A 14,722-nucleotide genomic window follows, 5' to 3' on the forward strand; every position below is an offset into this window, starting at 1 on the left:
AAAATGCAAGTCGGTTTAAAAACATCCTCACCGCTCGCCAGCGCACCGGCACCCGCCGGGCGCGGGAATATCGATGCACCGCAGACCGTCGGGCGGGTACATTTGCCCGACGCTGAATTTACCCGTCATTCATTTCCTGAATCCGCCCTGCTGTCGCGCCGGCCGATGCGCTATAACGTCCAGCTCAATCAGCAGCTGACCGCCGTGCAGCAGGCGGACAGCTATCTGGCGAAAACCGAAACGCAGCTGCTCCAGCTGCGCCAGACTTCCGGTCGCAGCGGGGATGCCAGCGTGCAGGCTGCTGCGCTGCAAAAGCACCTTTCACGCCGTATGCAGCTTTCCGGCGGTACGATCGATCGCCATCTCAACGCCTCGCTGGAGAAGAAGAACGCGGTTAATTTCACCCTGCCGGGCAGCGAAAAATTAGTGCAGTTCCCGGCCGGGGAAACGCTGATCTTCGCGCTTGGAGGCACCCGACGGGAGATGGCCGCCGTTGCGCTGCCGGAAGAGGCGACGCCGCGACAGACGCTGACAAAGCTGAATGTGGGTCTGGGGCGCTTGGGGATCCATGCCAGCCAGACGGACAGCGGCCAGCTGCTGTTCAGCGTTGATGAGAGCAGGTGGGAGCAGGTGAAGCAGCACTTTTCAGTGCGTGGCGAAGGTAAACTCTATCCAGCCGATGCCTTCACCCTGCTGGCCCCGCAGGCGGAAAGCGCGAACAGCGATGAGATGATGGCGCTCTCCGCGCGGCGGGAGCGAGAGGGGCAAATGAAGTTGCAGGATACCCTTAATCACATCACCAGCCAGCGCAGCAAACTGCGCCAGCAGCAGGACCGCGTCAGCGCCCGTATAAACGATATGGCGACGGTGTACAGCTCACAGCAGGCGCTGCATGCTTCACGCCGCCTGGGTGAGGGGCTGGCTCGCAGCGCCGACAGTTTTAGCCAGCTGTCGCAGGCGCTGGGTGCTCAGGCCAACGTCCGGCTGGCAACGGTTAAAAACCTGCTGGGCTAAGGGCCATTAATGCCGGACAGCCACGTTAACGGGACGCCGGGTAGAGGAATATCGCGCCGTTTTGTCCCACCACCAGCGACTTGTGATTAAAAGAGAGCGGCTCCATCCAGTAGTTGGAGTACATGAGCTGGTCGACAAGGCCATCTATCATTAGCCCCTTCTGCTCGGTGCTGTAGTAAATTGGGGTGAGCGTAAAGTAGATTCGCCCGTGTTTTTTCTGCGTCGGCGTAAACTTTCCCTTCAGGACAAAGCGGTTGTCGTCCGGGCTGGTGATATTGGCCATCAGTACGCCGCGCGTGGTTTTCAGGCTCACATCGTAAATCTCTTTTTGCTGTGACATCAGGTCGTAAAAGCCCATCTGGAAGTCATCTTCCACATTGCCGTACTGTAGCGTTGAGGTCGTGGTGAAATACTTAAACGCCAGAACGACGAGCGTCGCCAGAACGGCGATGACGATCGCCACGTTAAGGCGTTTTGCACGTAGCCAGTTCATGAAGCTTCCTTCGGGTTTCTCGCAGGATCAGGTTGTTGAGTTGGTCCGTATCGGTACGCCAGTGGTAAATGGACATCGCCAGCTGTTTATTGTCGCATTTATTGGACAGCGTGAAGCTGTAGTTCAGCGACGAATTGGTGCTGTGAAAGAAGATCTGCATCGTGGCGGACTGCATCTGGATCTGCTGGTTGATGGCATACAGCGAGTCTTTTAACTTGCCGTACAGGTTCACGGAGATATAGGGCGGATCGCCTGCCGTTTCGACGGCATAAATGTGGATATTGCTGTAAACGCCCGGCTGGATCTCCCGTGAAACCAGATGTTCGCTGTAGCCGCCCAGCAGGTACCAGCAGGCGGCTGCCGTAAAGAGGGCGGTGGCGGCCATCACCAGTAAAAAGCTAACGATGCCATGAAGACGCCTTTCCGGCTTCAGCACCGGGACGGGCTCCATTACCGGTGCAGGATCGTCGTTACCTTCAGGCTGCTCCGGTTCAGTCAGAGGCTCAGCGTTAAGCGACGCCTCGACAGGCGGAACGTCAGCCTCTGCATCTTTCCCATCGCAAGGCTCATCGGTTTCGATCAGACGACAATACTCGGGCTCAATCAGATAGCCCTTGCGCGGAATAGTCTTGATGATGCGCTGGTTTTTACCATCATCCTCTAATGCGGTGCGCAATGCGTGAATGGCATTCGGCAAGCTATTATTGCCGATGACCCGGCGTTCCCAGACCAGGGTCGTTAACTCTTCGCGGGTAAATATTTTACCCGCATCCTGAACCAGAATATCCAGCAGCTTGAGCTGATATTCACCCAGGCGCTTACGTTCCCCTGTGGTTAAATGGAGAATAGAGCCTGAAGCGACGTCAACCAGCCAATTATTTACGGAGCAATAACGTTTATTCATTTATATGTTATGGATTCAACCACCCCATTATTATGGCGATAACCTGTTGAACACCCGGAGGGATCAGAGGTTATCCGATTGAGTTGTTAACTCCATTTAGAATTCTTAATGAATGCCGCATGCCTGCGGAGATTAAAAGAGGACGTAGTCTTCCCTGTTGTTGCTCGATTTTATGCTACAGCGGGAAGGTTTTCATCTGTTTTACGCCCATAAGGGAAGGAATGATCGTTTCCTGCCCTCTTTTTACGCGATTAAAATGTGATGCGCAACACCATTTTTAACTCAGCGGGCAGGAAGAAATGAAGCAGTTTGTTTTATGGTTAACAAGAATCATTAAATAAAACTTATGTTATTTAGATGATTAAAAAGTGAAGGTGTTGTGTTATTGTTGTGATCTGTTTGATAATGATCATTGTTTCTGTGGCGAACTTAAAAAAATAATAATTCCCATTTAATTTATTGAATTTTTGGCCGCTTTAATAAAGCTTTTATATTTGTTTCCGAATGAAACCGGATAAATAAGAACGTTACTTTTATATTAAATATTATTAATAAAGATACCAAAATGCCCCTGTCCTGCCGGTGAAAAGTCGCGATGAAAAAAGATCGGTGGCGTGAGCCTTTTAGCAATTTTTTAATCCTTAGAAATCAAGCTGCTATTTCTATGGCTGCGTAAAAAATAAGCATTCGGTAATCGTTGATTTAATCTTCGCGCCTGCCGTGTCGTCTTTACTGAATACACCATCTGTATCACCAGGACGAAAAAGGAATCCTTATGTCATTCTCAATCTTTACCAGCTCTTCCTCCATGGCATCTACCAATGCGATGAATAAAGCCAACAACATGCTGTCCACCGCAATGGAGCGCCTGGGTACCGGTAAACGCATTAACTCCGCTGCTGACGATGCGGCAGGTCTGCAGATCGCGACCCGTCTGCAGGGCCAGACCAACGGTATGGACGTTGCAAAGCGTAACATCGCCGATGCGACCGCGCTGCTGCAAACCTCTGAAGGCGCGTTCGATGAGGTGAGCAACATCATGTACCGCATGAAAGACCTCGCAACGCAGGCAGCGAACGACACCAACACTCAGAAAGACCGTGACGCGATCAACTCCGAGCTGAACGACCTGAACGCTGAGCTGGGCAACATCATGAACAACACCTCTTACGCGGGTGACAAACTGTTCGGCGCATCCGGTAAGTTCGCTAAAGAGCTGAACTTCCAGATCGGTTCTTCTACTGATGAAACCATGAAGGTTGACCTGTCTGCTGAGCTGAAAGGTGCGTCCGGCAGCCTGATTAACGATAAGGGGCAGTTTGATAAAATTCAGAAACTGGCTAACGCGAGCAGCGGTAAGCTGAACCTGACTTCCGCCAGCGATGCAAAAGATCTGATGACCGCGCTGGAAGGTTCTCTGGATGACGTAGGTGCCGTTCGTTCCAAAATGGGTGCGAGCATTAACCGTCTGAGCCACACGGCGGCGAACCTGGCGAACATGAAAGACAACACCGATCTGGCGCTGAGCAATATCCGCGATGCTGACATGGCCTCCGAAGCGTCAAGCATGACCCGTAACCAGATGCTGGCGCAAACCAGTATGTCCATGCTGAAGCAGTCCAACAGCATGTCCGGCATGGTTATGTCTCTGCTGGGCTAATCCACTCTGGATAAAAGCTGAAAAAACACCGCTGTATGGCGGTGTTTTTGTATCCGGCTTCGCCTTTCCCCCGGGCGGAAAAAGCGGAAGTCCTCCTTCCAGCTTGTGCATAACCACCTGAAAAACCACAAATAAAAAATTGGCACGATAGTTGCTATGTCTGAAGCATACCGAATTACATTTGCGTGCCAGGAGAACCAATAATGTCTGATTTCGATCCAAAACAGATGGCGACAACACTGGCGACCTACGACGTCCTTGCACTGCAAAACGCGATCGCCACCCAGACAAAAACCTATGAAGCCCAGTCGTCAGCCCTTTCGTCGCTGCGTACCGCGCTAACGACTTTCCGCACGTCAATTAATGCCCTGAATTCCACCAGCGCCAGCGTCCTGAAAAATATCGCCACCATGAACCAGGAGGGGATTGCGACGATTAACGCCAGCGCCAGCGCGCGTAAAGGGACCTACAGCCTGAACGTCACCCAGCTGGCCACCGCTCAGCAGATCGGTTTCGACAAGCTGGACGATGACGCGATTAAAAATGCGAGCGGAACCCTGAAGATCAATCTCAATGGCGAGAGCATGGAGATTGATATGGATGGTCTGGACAGCCTTGCTGATTTTGCCGATGCGATTAATAAAACTGACTTCCCGAGCGCGTCGGATCCCACTTCCACCACGGCGGCCAGCGGGCAGAACGGAGTTACCGCTTCACTGATGCGAATTGACGGCAAAGTCTCGCTCATGCTGAGCAGTGACCAGAGTGGCGCGAAGTACAAAATCGAGATGGATACCAGCGGCATGTCTGCCGGACAGGATATTTTTGCAGACCAACAAACGATTACTGACGGAAAAGACGCGCTCTTCACGCTCGGCGATTCCACCAGACAGTATGCCAGCAGTTCCAACACCCTGGACGATCTGGTCGATGGCGTCTCTATTAAGCTGACCGGCACTACCGAAAAGAACAAACCGCTGGTGATTTCGATCGACACCGATAACACCGAAACGAAAAACCAGATCCAGGCGTTTCTCGATGCCTATAACACCCTGCGCGATACCCTCACCGGCATGACGAAAAGCGGCAGCAGCTCGGAAACGCGCGGCGCGTTTGCCGGTGATGCCACGATGTCCTCGCTCGGCACCGATATTGGCAATTTGCTGCGCGGCACCTTTGGTGACCAGAACATGAGTAAGTTCGGCATCTCCGCCGATAAAGACGGCAAGCTCACCCTCGATGCTGACGTGCTGGAGAAGCAGCTCAAAAACGATCCGCAGACCGTCGCGCAATTCTTCAACGGCAACGACGGCATGCTCAAGGCGATGGATAAATCGCTGGATAAATACCTCAGCACCAGCAGCGGCATGCTGAAGGGACGCCAGGAGATCCTGGACCGCCAAAAATCTGATATCGATACCAAAACCGAAAAAATGAATACGCGTTATGACGCCTCCTACAGCCGCTACTACAAGCAGTTTACGCAGCTGCAAAAAGTCATGACGCAGATGAACAACACCATGAGCATGTTTGTTTAATTCTAAGGGAACCGACTTTCAATGTACGGAAATGATCAGGAAGGCTACGGCCTGTATCAACAATCCGATCTGGCTATTCAGGCCTCGGCGGCGAATCCGCATCAGCTGGTGCTGATGCTGTTTAACGGCCTGATGGATGAGCTTGTTCGTGCCAAAAGCCATATTGTTGCCCGTCGCTACGAGCGTAAGGCCCAGAGCATCAATAAGTGCATCGACATTCTCAACGCGCTAACCAGCGCGCTGGATTTTGAAAAGGGCGGCGAACTGGCGCTGAGCCTGGCGAACCTGTACGACTACTGCGTTTATCGCCTGTATGACGCCAGCCATAAGCTTTCGGTCGACATCATTGACGAAGTGGAAACGATCCTTGGCAACATCCAGGACGGCTGGCAGCGAATGGGTCAGGGGGCATGAGGATGCTGCACGTCATTCAGGCCCTGACGCGGGGTTTACGCCAGGCGACGGAGGATCATAACTGGTCCGCCGTCATGAACGTTGACGCCAAAATCGCCGAGCTACTGACCGCGATTCAGGGGAAAACGCTGGAGGTGGACGAGCGACAGGCGCTGGATAACCTGAAAAAGATCCACCTTCAGGCGCGTGATTACTGCCAGGTAGAGAGCGACAGGCTGGCCGTCAAGCTTAACCTGACGATGCGCAATCGTGAAGGGGCGGCCGCGTATGCCCAGTTTGCTGACGATGAAGGAATGCGCTGATGGATATCCTCAACCTGGCGCAGGGCCTGGTTAACGGTTCTGGCCTGCCGATGCAGGCCGAACCCATTGCAGGCCCGAAAGCGGTAACGCATACCACACAAACCCCGGCGGCGTTTAACGACGCGCTGCTGAACGTGATTGATTCACTCATGATCGGACAGGGGAAGGCGACACGCGATATTGCCGTAAGCGCGGTGCCGCTCCCGCAAGGCAGTGACGATGACGAGGAAACCGCTAACGAGCCGGTGCCGGGAGATTCACTGCTCAGGGCTGATGCGCCGCAGCAGCTGCTGGAAGCGCTGCTGATGACCAGCCAGATTCCGGTGCACGCTTCTGCTGGCTTTCCCGGTAAAGCGCAGCCCGTCGATGATGTCATGCTGAAAAACCTGCAGCCGCAGGGGGTGACGCAGGGAGCGGCGAAGGGAGTGCCGATGGGCATCTCTGCCTCGCTTTCGCATCAGTATCCGGTGCCGTCACCGGTGAGTCCCACCGATTCCGCGGCGAGCCCGCAGCCCGTTCTTCATAGCGTCGCTCCAGCGCTGATAACGGCGATGGTTCCGGCGGCTCAGACGAACACCTTTGCGCCGCTGCCGGCAAGCGATATTACCGCCACGCCGGCGGCCGCACCGGCAACGACCACCACCACCCTGAAAATGGATCCGGAGCCTTCGCGCTGGGGTGAACAGCTACAGCGTGCGCTGGGCGAGCGTTTGCAGGTCCAGGTAAAACAGCAGGTCCAGCATGCCACCATCCGTCTCGATCCGCCGGATATGGGCAAAATTGATATTTCCATGCAGGTCGAAAGCGGACGCGTGCAGGTGCAGATCAACGCCAGCCATGCTGAGGTCTATCGCGCCCTGCAGCAAACGAGCAACGACCTTCGTCAGAGCCTGACGGAGCAACATTTTGTCCAGGTCAACGTGCAGGTGTCATCCCAGTCCGGGGGGCAGCAGCAGGGCAGAGGACAATCCTTCACCGGGCAACATAACGCCATTCTGGCGGGAGCGGAAATCGCGACCCATACGACGGCGTCGCAGAATCTTCGCAGCGATGACTCGGTACTACTGACGGTTTAAGACAAGACTATATGAACGTAAAAACACTCTCTTTCGGCCTCGTTATCGCGCTCTTCACCGCCATGCTGGCGGCGGGAATGACGGTAGTGGGTACTCATCTGCTGCGCATGGATGAAGCAACAGGCAGCAGTTTCTTATCCGGGATATTCACCAGCTCTGACAAAGAGACCGTGGAGTTTGTGGAGATTAAAAACGTCGTTATCACCTTGAAAGGAAACGGGGACACGGAACGCTATCTGTTGCTGGAGCTGAACCTGGCGACCAGCAGTACGGAAGACGCGAGTAAAGCGAGAGACATGATCCCCGCGGTGCGTGGCGCCACGGTGAGCCTGCTTTCCGATCTCGACTACGACGACGTGCGCGCAATGAGCGTTAACCAGCTGCACGATAAGCTGCAGGCAGCCTACGTCGAACGGTTCAAAAGCCTGAAGATGGATGTCCCCTTTGAGGACGTCATCATCAGCAAAATGGTCTTCCAGTGACGGTTAAGCCGTAATGGAAATGATGGACTTTATCGCCAGCGACACCCTGACGGCGGCAGATGAAGCGCGCTATGTCAGCGCGTATTTGCCGCTGGTCAACAAAGTGGTCAAACAGCTCTCGTATCAGACCAGCAGCGTGATCGATCGGGAAGATATGGAGCAGATTGCCCTGATGGGGCTGTTGACCTCGCTGCGCCGCTACGGGCATCCGGATGCCCAGTTTGCCGCCTACGCCGTACAGCGCATTCGCGGGGCGGTACTGGACGAGCTGCGTCTGCTGGACTGGCGCCCCCGTCGCCTGCGGCAAAAAACGCACAAGCTAAACGACAGTATCCGCGATATTGCGCGCCAGCTTGGGCGGACGCCCACGTTTGAAGATATTAGCCGCCATCTGTCCATCTCCGCGGAGGAGTATCAGGAATATTTATTGCTGGACTGCGCCAAAACGATAGAGAGCCTGGATGAACTGTTAGGCAATGACGCCCTTACGGGTGCGCTGGATAGCCGAAAGCTGGAGGACGAAATCGTCACCAGCCGGACGCTGCGCAGCGCGCTGGCAGCGCTGGACGAGCGTGAACAGCTGATCATGACGCTCTATTACCAGCACGAGATGAGCCTGAAAGAAATTGCTCTGGTTCTTGATTTAACGGAAGCCAGAGTGTGTCAGCTCAATAAAAAAATCGCCCAAAAAATTCAGTCTTTTTTCCAGAAGTGAAAGGTGTATGCAGAAATTCTTCGGTATCGTAATTATCCTGGGCTGCGTGGTTGGCGGCTTTCTCATGTCCGGCGGCCATCTCGCCTCGTTCTGGCAGCCCGGTGAAATTATCATCATTCTTGGCGCGGGCTTAGGCGCCATGGTGCTTGCCAACCCTCGCGCCGTTCTGTCGGAAATGTACCGCCAGTTTCGCGGCATTATGCGCAAAAACGAATACACCAGTGAATATCAGCGCCAGCTGCTGATGCTGTTATATGAGCTGCTGGAGCTGGTGCAGGACGGCGGCCTGAAGGTGCTGGATGAGCACATCGAGGCGCCAGAAAACAGCGAGCTGTTCCAGCGATACCCGCTCATGCTGCACGATAAGGCGCTGGTGACGTTTATCTCGGATAACTTCCGCCTGATGGCAATGGGCAAGATTAACGAACACGAGCTGGAAGGCATTCTTGAGCAGGAGCTGGTTGCCATGGAAGAGAACCTTCTCCAGCCGTCCCGTTCCCTGCAGCGTACCGCTGAAGCGATGCCGGGCTTCGGTATCTGCGCCGCGGTGTTGGGCATCATCATTACCATGCAGTCCATCGACGGTTCCATTGCGGTGATTGGGGTGAAAGTGGCCGCTGCGCTGGTGGGGACGTTTCTCGGCGTCTTCTTCTGCTATTGCTTAATGGATCCTGTTGCGAACGCGATGGAGCAGCGCACAAAAAAACAGCTCGCGGTACTGGAGTGCGTGCGTACGGTGCTGGTTAATCACGTGGCCGGTAAGCCGACGCTACTGGCGGTGGATGCGGGCCGCAAAATGCTGCCAATGGATTCCAAGCCTACGTTTACCACCCCTGACGGTTGGGTAGAACAGATGACGGGTGGATCCTGATGCGTAACAGCAAAAAAGGACATACCACCATCATCAAACGCTCCTCGCGCAAAAGCCATGACGCTTTTCACGGCGGCGCGTGGAAGGTTGCCTTCGCCGATTTTACGCTGGCGATGATGGCGCTGTTTATGGTGCTTTGGATTATGGGCGCGGTGACGGAAGAGGAACGTAAAGAGATTGTCTCGCTTCTGAACGGCGAGTCTATTTTTGAAGGTAATACGTTAACTCCTGTCACCCAAAAAGAGGGGAACGGCGGCGAAATTTCGCTGTTTGACACGCGTCACGCCAGAAAAAAAGATCGGCCTGAAACGCAGGCGAAGAAAGAAGTCACGCCAGCGGTTCAGAGTGAGAAGACGGAGAGCCTAGAAGAGGTTAACGCGCGGTCTAAAAGCGAGATTGAGGATCTGGCGCGCATCATTATGAAGATCACCTCGGCCTATGATGCACAGGCCAACCTGAAGATGGAGATTGTGCCGCAGGGGCTGCGCATCCTCATCACCGACGATCGCAAACGCGAGATGTTCCAGCGCAGCAGCGCCATCCTGACGCCATTCTTTAAGCGCTTGCTCACCGAGTTTGCGCCCGAACTGAACAAAATTAATAACAAAATCATCATCACGGGACATACCGATGCCACGCGCTTTCGCGATCAGGTGCTTTATAACAACTGGAATCTCTCCGGTGAGCGCGCCATGCAGGCGCGCTCGGTGCTGACCCGCAGCGGCCTGGATCCCAATAAAGTTTTGCAGGTCAGCGGCATGGCTGACCAGATGCTGCTCGATCCTGAGCATCCGCTGAGTTCGGCTAACCGCCGTATTGAAATCATGGTGTTGACACACTCGGCCAGTGATTCGCTGTATCAATTTTTCGGTCAGCACGGTGAAAAAGTCATTAAGCCACTGACCGAAAAAATCACTCAAGACCATTAACCCGATTGTTGTGCTGTGAACCTTTTCCTCCTTACCACTGCATTTGTACCTGGGCGGACTGCCTCCCACCAGGTACGTTTTTTTTACTTTTTTTTGCTGCTGCTGTTGTTGCCGGGGCACGCCAGCGCAGCCCCTTTACAGGCAAAAATCCCGGAGTCCAGCGCTCACAGTGACGCGCAAAAGCGCAAGCAAAATCGTCTGCGGCTGATGGCAAAAGCGAAAAAGCGTGTCGCCGTGGTGCCGCCGACGCCAGAGCAGAAGCGTCTTGAGATTGCGCGGCAGCAGGCCGAGCGCGCCCGAAATCGGGAGATGCTGGCGATGCACGCCCGCTGGGCTCCTGGCAACCTGGGCGGCTCCGAAGCGCTCTGGGATGAGGTGCAGGATGGCGCAGTGACGACGCGCTCCCCGCAAAAGACGCTCATCAAGCTGCGAACGGTGATACATCGCCTGGAGAGCCAGCTTGGTAAACCCTATCTGTGGGGCGGCGATAGCCCGAGCGACGGCTTCGACTGTAGCGGGCTGGTCTTCTACGCCTTTAATCATGTACTGGATCGCAAGCTGCCGCGCACCGCCAACGGCATGTTTCAGGACAACGCCCTGAAGCCCGTCAAACAGCAAAAGCTCCGGCGTGGCGATCTCGTCTTTTTCAACATTAACCAGCGACCCGGCGCGGATCACGTTGGTGTGTATCTCGGTGATGGCCGTTTTATTGAAGCGCCACGTACCGGACTGAAGATCCGTATCAGCCAGCTTTCTGACAATTTCTGGCAATCCCGTTATTTGGGTGCCCGGCGCGTTCTGTAGCCTGGCCTGACCTCTAAACTCCCTTTTGGACTGAGAAAATCATGACCGTAACCCGTATGAAATTCGCCATTGATGATGGATCTACAAACGTAAAAATTAGCTGGATTGAGAACGGCACGCTGAAGACGGTGGTATCACCGAACTCCTTCCGCAAGGACTGGAAAAGTGCGGCACTGCTGCGCGGTCAGTCGGTCTACAACTACACCATCGGCACCACCAAATATACCTATGATGCGACTTCCGATAAGGCGTTATCCACCACCCATATTGACTATCAATATGACGATCTTAACCTGCTGGCGGTACACCATGCGCTGCTGCTGACCGGCATCGCGCCGTGTGACGTGGAGGTGATCGTCACGTTGCCGATTACCCAGTTCTACAACCCGGATGACTGCCAGCGCAACGAAAGCCGCATCGAGGCTAAGCGCCGTAACCTGATGCGGGATATCTCTCTCAATAAAGGTGAGCTGTTCCGTATCGTCGATGTTCAGGTGATGCCGGAAAGCCTGCCCGCCGCGCTTTCGCATCTTCTTAACTCCAGCGTTACCGAATTCACCCGCTCGCTGGTCATTGACTGCGGCGGCACCACGCTGGATATGGGGGTTATTGTCGGCGAGTTCGACGATGTCTCCGCGATTTACGGGAACAACGAGATTGGCGTAGCGATGGTGACCGACGCTACCCGCAAGCTGCTGGCGGCGGCCGACAGCGACTCCAGCTATCTGGTAGCGAATGAGCTGATTAAACGCCGCCACGATATGGATTTTGTCAAAAGCGTCATCAACGATGAGTCGCGTATTGAAGAGATCCTGGAGCGGGTGGAAATTAAGATCCAGGAGTTGGGTGACCAGGTGGCTTATGAAGCGAAGAAATTCGCCAAAAACCCTAACCGGGTTTATCTGGTCGGGGGCGGTGCGCACCTGGTGGAATCCGCCGTTCGCGAGGCTTATGCGACGCTCGGCGACCGGGTGATTGCGATTGATAACCCGCAGAGCGCGCTGTCCCGCGAGATATGCCTCTATCACGCCGAGAGCGGCGTGGAGACGATAGCCGAGCCGCGCATGGCCGAGGTGGGCGAAGATGAGTAACAGGCGCATTCGCCGCGTTGATCTATCGCTGCATTTGTCGCCAGAGCAGTCGCGCGCGGACCTGCGCGCGATGCTACAGCTGAAAAAGTGGCATCAGGCGCTTAGCCAGGCGGGCAGTAACCCGGGTGACATCAGCATGGAAATGCGTCGTTTCCATCGCAACGTTTACCTTGCCGGGCTACAGCTACAGCTGCTGAGCCCGCCGCTGTGCAGCCACATTGCCGAGTCGCTGGGGCGCGAAGCGTTAACCCTGGAGGCGCTGTGCAGCGAGCTGGCAAGCGGCGAACTCCTGCCAGCCGCTACGGCGTCCGCGCCAGAAGCGCCCGCGTCGAGCGGTGAGTTTAGCAAGCAGCAGTTGCGACAGATGCGCGCGCTGATGTCGGACGCACTACAGCGACAGAGCGCGCCGGATGAAGCCTCACGCCAGGCGCTGGAGCAGTTACATAGCGAAGTGGCGCAGCTTAAGGCCCTGCTCGACCAGCAAAACGTGCTGCTACAACAGCTACGGATGTCCGGCCGTGCCGCCGAGGCCGAAACGGCTAAAAAAGGGCTTACGGAAACGCTGGACGTGAATGCCCTGAATGCGCCAACGGAAAAAATGAAGCAAATCCGCAAGAAAGGCATTTTTTAGGGTCGGGGAAGCGACGGACGATGCGCAAAAAAAAAGACCATAAATTACAATGGTCTTTTTTATGAACGAGTATACGCGGAACGTTACTCGATATTCTGAATCTGCTCGCGCATCTGCTCAATCAGGACCTTCAGCTCAATCGCTGAATTGGTCACCTCGGCATTGATAGACTTAGACGCCAGCGTGTTCGACTCGCGGTTGAACTCCTGCATCATAAAGTCGAGGCGGCGGCCTACGGCTTCTTTCTTCTTCAGAATGTTGTAGGTTTCTTTAACGTGCGCTTCCAGACGATCCAGCTCTTCAGCCACGTCCACGCGCTGTGCCATCAGCACCAGCTCCTGCTCCAGCCGGTTGTTTTCGAGCTGGACTTCGGCCTCTTCAAGCTTAGCGACAAGGCGCTCGCGCTGCCACTGCAGCACTTCTGGCATATGGGCGCGAACTTTCGCCACTTCGGCGCTCACGCCTTCAAGACGCTGCTCAATCATCGCCTTCAGCGCCTGGCCTTCGGTTTCGCGGGCTACGATAAAGTCATCCAGCGTGCCGTCGAGCGCCGCCAGGATTTCAGCGGCGATCGCGTCCAGATCCTGCTCTCCTGCGGCCATTACGCCAGGCCAGCGCAGAATATCAACCGGGTTGATCTCGCCTTCATCGCTTTGCATTTTGACCCAGTTCGCCGCATTCACGAGCTGTTTCGCCAGCTTTTCGTTGAGGATCAGCTCGCCCTGCGCGCTGGCATCGGGCTCAAAGCGCAGGTTACATTCCACCTTTCCGCGGGTCAGACGCGTACGGATACGCTCACGCACCACAGGCTCAAGGCTGCGGAACTGTTCCGGCATACGGAAATATGTTTCCAGATAGCGCTGGTTTACCGAGCGCATTTCCCAGGTAGCGCTACCCCAGCTACCCTTGATTTCACGCCGGGCGTAGGCGGTCATACTGCGGATCATAGACATTCCCGTTTTTAAAGGAGAGATGGGGGGATTATAGCTTTCGGGGGCTTCTCAGGATAGGAATAAGCGTCCTTTATCCGTATAATGCGCAGCCACATTCGTTTCAAGCCGGAGAATCCATCATGCGTCCATCAGGTCGTAGCGCCAATCAGGTGCGTCCCGTCATCCTGACCCGTAACTATACAAAACACGCTGAAGGCTCCGTGCTGGTTGAGTTTGGTGACACCAAAGTGCTTTGCACCGCGTCTATCGAAGAGGGCGTGCCTCGCTTCCTGAAAGGTCAGGGCCAGGGTTGGATCACCGCCGAATACGGCATGTTGCCGCGCGCAACCCATACCCGTAATGCCCGTGAAGCGGCGAAGGGTAAGCAGGGCGGTCGCACTATGGAGATCCAGCGCCTGATCGCGCGTGCGCTCCGTGCCGCGGTTGATCTGAAAACGCTGGGTGAGTTCACCATCACGCTGGACTGCGACGTGATCCAGGCCGATGGCGGCACGCGTACGGCCTCCATTACCGGAGCCTGCGTGGCGCTGGCAGACGCGCTGAACAAGCTGGTGGCCGCCGGTAAGCTGAAAACCAACCCGATGAAAGGGATGGTTGCCGCGGTTTCCGTCGGTATCGTTAACGGCGAAGCGCTTTGCGATCTGGAGTACGTTGAAGATTCTGCCGCAGAAACCGACATGAACGTGGTGATGACCGAAGATGGTCGCATCATTGAGGTGCAGGGCACGGCAGAAGGCGAGCCATTCACCCATGAAGAGCTTCTTACCCTGCTGGCGCTGGCCCGAGGGGGAATCGAATCTATTGTAGCGACGCAGAAAGCGGCGTTAGAAAATTGATTTTAAGGC

The 14,722-nt window shown here is 55.1% G+C and carries 17 protein-coding genes; 14 read left to right on the forward strand and 3 right to left on the reverse strand.

Translation table 11 applies throughout. The features are described 5' to 3' along the window. Window positions 1-3 precede the first annotated feature (3 nt). Window positions 4-1,014: a hypothetical protein gene (locus IM304_RS13540; RefSeq protein ID WP_193355377.1), complete on the forward strand. Its 1,011-nt coding sequence runs from the start codon at window positions 4-6 to the stop codon at window positions 1,012-1,014. Between the two features lie 25 nt (window positions 1,015-1,039). On the opposite strand, the gene IM304_RS13545 is transcribed toward IM304_RS13540, so the two are convergent. Then, window positions 1,040-1,507 carry a hypothetical protein gene (locus tag IM304_RS13545; protein WP_176609048.1) on the reverse strand — a complete coding sequence of 156 codons (468 nt, stop codon included), beginning with the start codon at window positions 1,505-1,507 and terminating at the stop codon, window positions 1,040-1,042. Then, on the reverse strand, window positions 1,479-2,411 hold the full coding sequence (locus IM304_RS13550) for a transcriptional regulator (protein ID WP_193355376.1): 933 nt from the start codon (window positions 2,409-2,411) through the stop codon (window positions 1,479-1,481). Before IM304_RS13550 ends, IM304_RS13545 begins: the two co-directional genes overlap by 29 nt. 775 nt (window positions 2,412-3,186) lie before the next feature. Between IM304_RS13550 and IM304_RS13555 the strand changes: the two genes are divergently transcribed. The 12 genes from IM304_RS13555 (at window position 3,187) to IM304_RS13610 (ending at window position 12,924) form a co-directional block, all read left to right on the forward strand. After that, entirely contained in the window at window positions 3,187-4,071 is an 885-nt protein-coding gene (locus tag IM304_RS13555; RefSeq protein ID WP_193355375.1) for a flagellin, read from the forward strand. 203 nt (window positions 4,072-4,274) lie between these two features. Next, window positions 4,275-5,609, forward strand: a complete 1,335-nt coding sequence (gene fliD, locus IM304_RS13560; protein ID WP_193355374.1) for a flagellar filament capping protein FliD — start codon at window positions 4,275-4,277, stop codon at window positions 5,607-5,609. Window positions 5,610-5,630: 21 nt separating this feature from the next. Then, complete coding sequence (gene fliS, locus IM304_RS13565; RefSeq protein ID WP_176609044.1) at window positions 5,631-6,023, forward strand: flagellar export chaperone FliS; 393 nt, start codon at window positions 5,631-5,633, stop codon at window positions 6,021-6,023. Between the two features lie 2 nt (window positions 6,024-6,025). Then, the gene (locus tag IM304_RS13570) at window positions 6,026-6,325 is read left to right on the forward strand and encodes a hypothetical protein (protein ID WP_227009605.1); all 300 of its coding nucleotides are present in this window, start codon (window positions 6,026-6,028) and stop codon (window positions 6,323-6,325) included. Further along, window positions 6,325-7,401: a flagellar hook-length control protein FliK gene (locus tag IM304_RS13575; RefSeq protein WP_193355373.1), complete on the forward strand. Its 1,077-nt coding sequence runs from the start codon at window positions 6,325-6,327 to the stop codon at window positions 7,399-7,401. Before IM304_RS13570 ends, IM304_RS13575 begins: the two co-directional genes overlap by 1 nt. 11 nt (window positions 7,402-7,412) lie before the next feature. Beyond that, window positions 7,413-7,883 carry a flagellar basal body-associated FliL family protein gene (locus IM304_RS13580; RefSeq protein ID WP_176609042.1) on the forward strand — a complete coding sequence of 157 codons (471 nt, stop codon included), beginning with the start codon at window positions 7,413-7,415 and terminating at the stop codon, window positions 7,881-7,883. Between the two features lie 13 nt (window positions 7,884-7,896). Then, window positions 7,897-8,598 carry a FliA/WhiG family RNA polymerase sigma factor gene (locus IM304_RS13585; protein ID WP_148420471.1) on the forward strand — a complete coding sequence of 234 codons (702 nt, stop codon included), beginning with the start codon at window positions 7,897-7,899 and terminating at the stop codon, window positions 8,596-8,598. Between the two features lie 7 nt (window positions 8,599-8,605). Continuing rightward, window positions 8,606-9,469: a flagellar motor stator protein MotA gene (motA, locus tag IM304_RS13590; protein WP_193355372.1), complete on the forward strand. Its 864-nt coding sequence runs from the start codon at window positions 8,606-8,608 to the stop codon at window positions 9,467-9,469. Further along, window positions 9,469-10,398, forward strand: a complete 930-nt coding sequence (lafU, locus tag IM304_RS13595; protein WP_193355371.1) for a putative lateral flagellar export/assembly protein LafU — start codon at window positions 9,469-9,471, stop codon at window positions 10,396-10,398. Before motA ends, lafU begins: the two co-directional genes overlap by 1 nt. A 207-nt stretch (window positions 10,399-10,605) precedes the next feature. Next, window positions 10,606-11,202, forward strand: a complete 597-nt coding sequence (locus IM304_RS13600; RefSeq protein WP_193355370.1) for a C40 family peptidase — start codon at window positions 10,606-10,608, stop codon at window positions 11,200-11,202. Window positions 11,203-11,243: 41 nt separating this feature from the next. Beyond that, window positions 11,244-12,293 (forward strand): plasmid segregation protein ParM domain-containing protein, encoded by a 1,050-nt coding sequence (gene parM, locus IM304_RS13605; protein ID WP_193355369.1) that lies wholly within the window; start codon window positions 11,244-11,246, stop codon window positions 12,291-12,293. Then, a complete protein-coding gene (locus tag IM304_RS13610) occupies window positions 12,286-12,924 on the forward strand; it encodes a hypothetical protein (protein ID WP_176609039.1) in 639 nt (212 codons plus the stop codon). The genes parM and IM304_RS13610 overlap by 8 nt, the downstream gene beginning before the upstream one ends. An 83-nt stretch (window positions 12,925-13,007) precedes the next feature. On the opposite strand, the gene IM304_RS13615 is transcribed toward IM304_RS13610, so the two are convergent. Next, complete coding sequence (locus IM304_RS13615) at window positions 13,008-13,871, reverse strand: YicC/YloC family endoribonuclease (protein ID WP_148421678.1); 864 nt, start codon at window positions 13,869-13,871, stop codon at window positions 13,008-13,010. A gap of 125 nt (window positions 13,872-13,996) precedes the next feature. On the opposite strand from IM304_RS13615, the gene rph reads away from it, so the two are divergent. Beyond that, complete coding sequence (gene rph / locus IM304_RS13620; protein ID WP_148421677.1) at window positions 13,997-14,713, forward strand: ribonuclease PH; 717 nt, start codon at window positions 13,997-13,999, stop codon at window positions 14,711-14,713. The last annotated feature ends 9 nt before the right edge of the window (window positions 14,714-14,722 follow it).

This window comes from Enterobacter cloacae complex sp. P40C2 (assembly GCF_014930695.1).
In the GTDB taxonomy this organism is placed as follows: domain Bacteria; phylum Pseudomonadota; class Gammaproteobacteria; order Enterobacterales; family Enterobacteriaceae; genus Enterobacter; species Enterobacter pasteurii.

Coding starts and splice junctions, on each gene's coding strand:
- lafU (WP_193355371.1), top strand. CDS start 9,469: ATGCGTAACAGCAAAAAAGGACATACCACCATCATCAAACGCTCCTCG.
- rph (WP_148421677.1), top strand. CDS start 13,997: ATGCGTCCATCAGGTCGTAGCGCCAATCAGGTGCGTCCCGTCATCCTG.
- IM304_RS13545 (WP_176609048.1), bottom strand. CDS start 1,507: ATGAACTGGCTACGTGCAAAACGCCTTAACGTGGCGATCGTCATCGCC.
- IM304_RS13585 (WP_148420471.1), top strand. CDS start 7,897: ATGGAAATGATGGACTTTATCGCCAGCGACACCCTGACGGCGGCAGAT.
- IM304_RS13570 (WP_227009605.1), top strand. CDS start 6,026: ATGCTGCACGTCATTCAGGCCCTGACGCGGGGTTTACGCCAGGCGACG.
- IM304_RS13575 (WP_193355373.1), top strand. CDS start 6,325: ATGGATATCCTCAACCTGGCGCAGGGCCTGGTTAACGGTTCTGGCCTG.
- IM304_RS13615 (WP_148421678.1), bottom strand. CDS start 13,871: ATGATCCGCAGTATGACCGCCTACGCCCGGCGTGAAATCAAGGGTAGC.
- IM304_RS13580 (WP_176609042.1), top strand. CDS start 7,413: ATGAACGTAAAAACACTCTCTTTCGGCCTCGTTATCGCGCTCTTCACC.
- IM304_RS13555 (WP_193355375.1), top strand. CDS start 3,187: ATGTCATTCTCAATCTTTACCAGCTCTTCCTCCATGGCATCTACCAAT.
- motA (WP_193355372.1), top strand. CDS start 8,606: ATGCAGAAATTCTTCGGTATCGTAATTATCCTGGGCTGCGTGGTTGGC.
- fliD (WP_193355374.1), top strand. CDS start 4,275: ATGTCTGATTTCGATCCAAAACAGATGGCGACAACACTGGCGACCTAC.
- IM304_RS13540 (WP_193355377.1), top strand. CDS start 4: ATGCAAGTCGGTTTAAAAACATCCTCACCGCTCGCCAGCGCACCGGCA.
- IM304_RS13610 (WP_176609039.1), top strand. CDS start 12,286: ATGAGTAACAGGCGCATTCGCCGCGTTGATCTATCGCTGCATTTGTCG.
- fliS (WP_176609044.1), top strand. CDS start 5,631: ATGTACGGAAATGATCAGGAAGGCTACGGCCTGTATCAACAATCCGAT.
- IM304_RS13550 (WP_193355376.1), bottom strand. CDS start 2,411: ATGAATAAACGTTATTGCTCCGTAAATAATTGGCTGGTTGACGTCGCT.
- IM304_RS13600 (WP_193355370.1), top strand. CDS start 10,606: ATGGCAAAAGCGAAAAAGCGTGTCGCCGTGGTGCCGCCGACGCCAGAG.
- parM (WP_193355369.1), top strand. CDS start 11,244: ATGACCGTAACCCGTATGAAATTCGCCATTGATGATGGATCTACAAAC.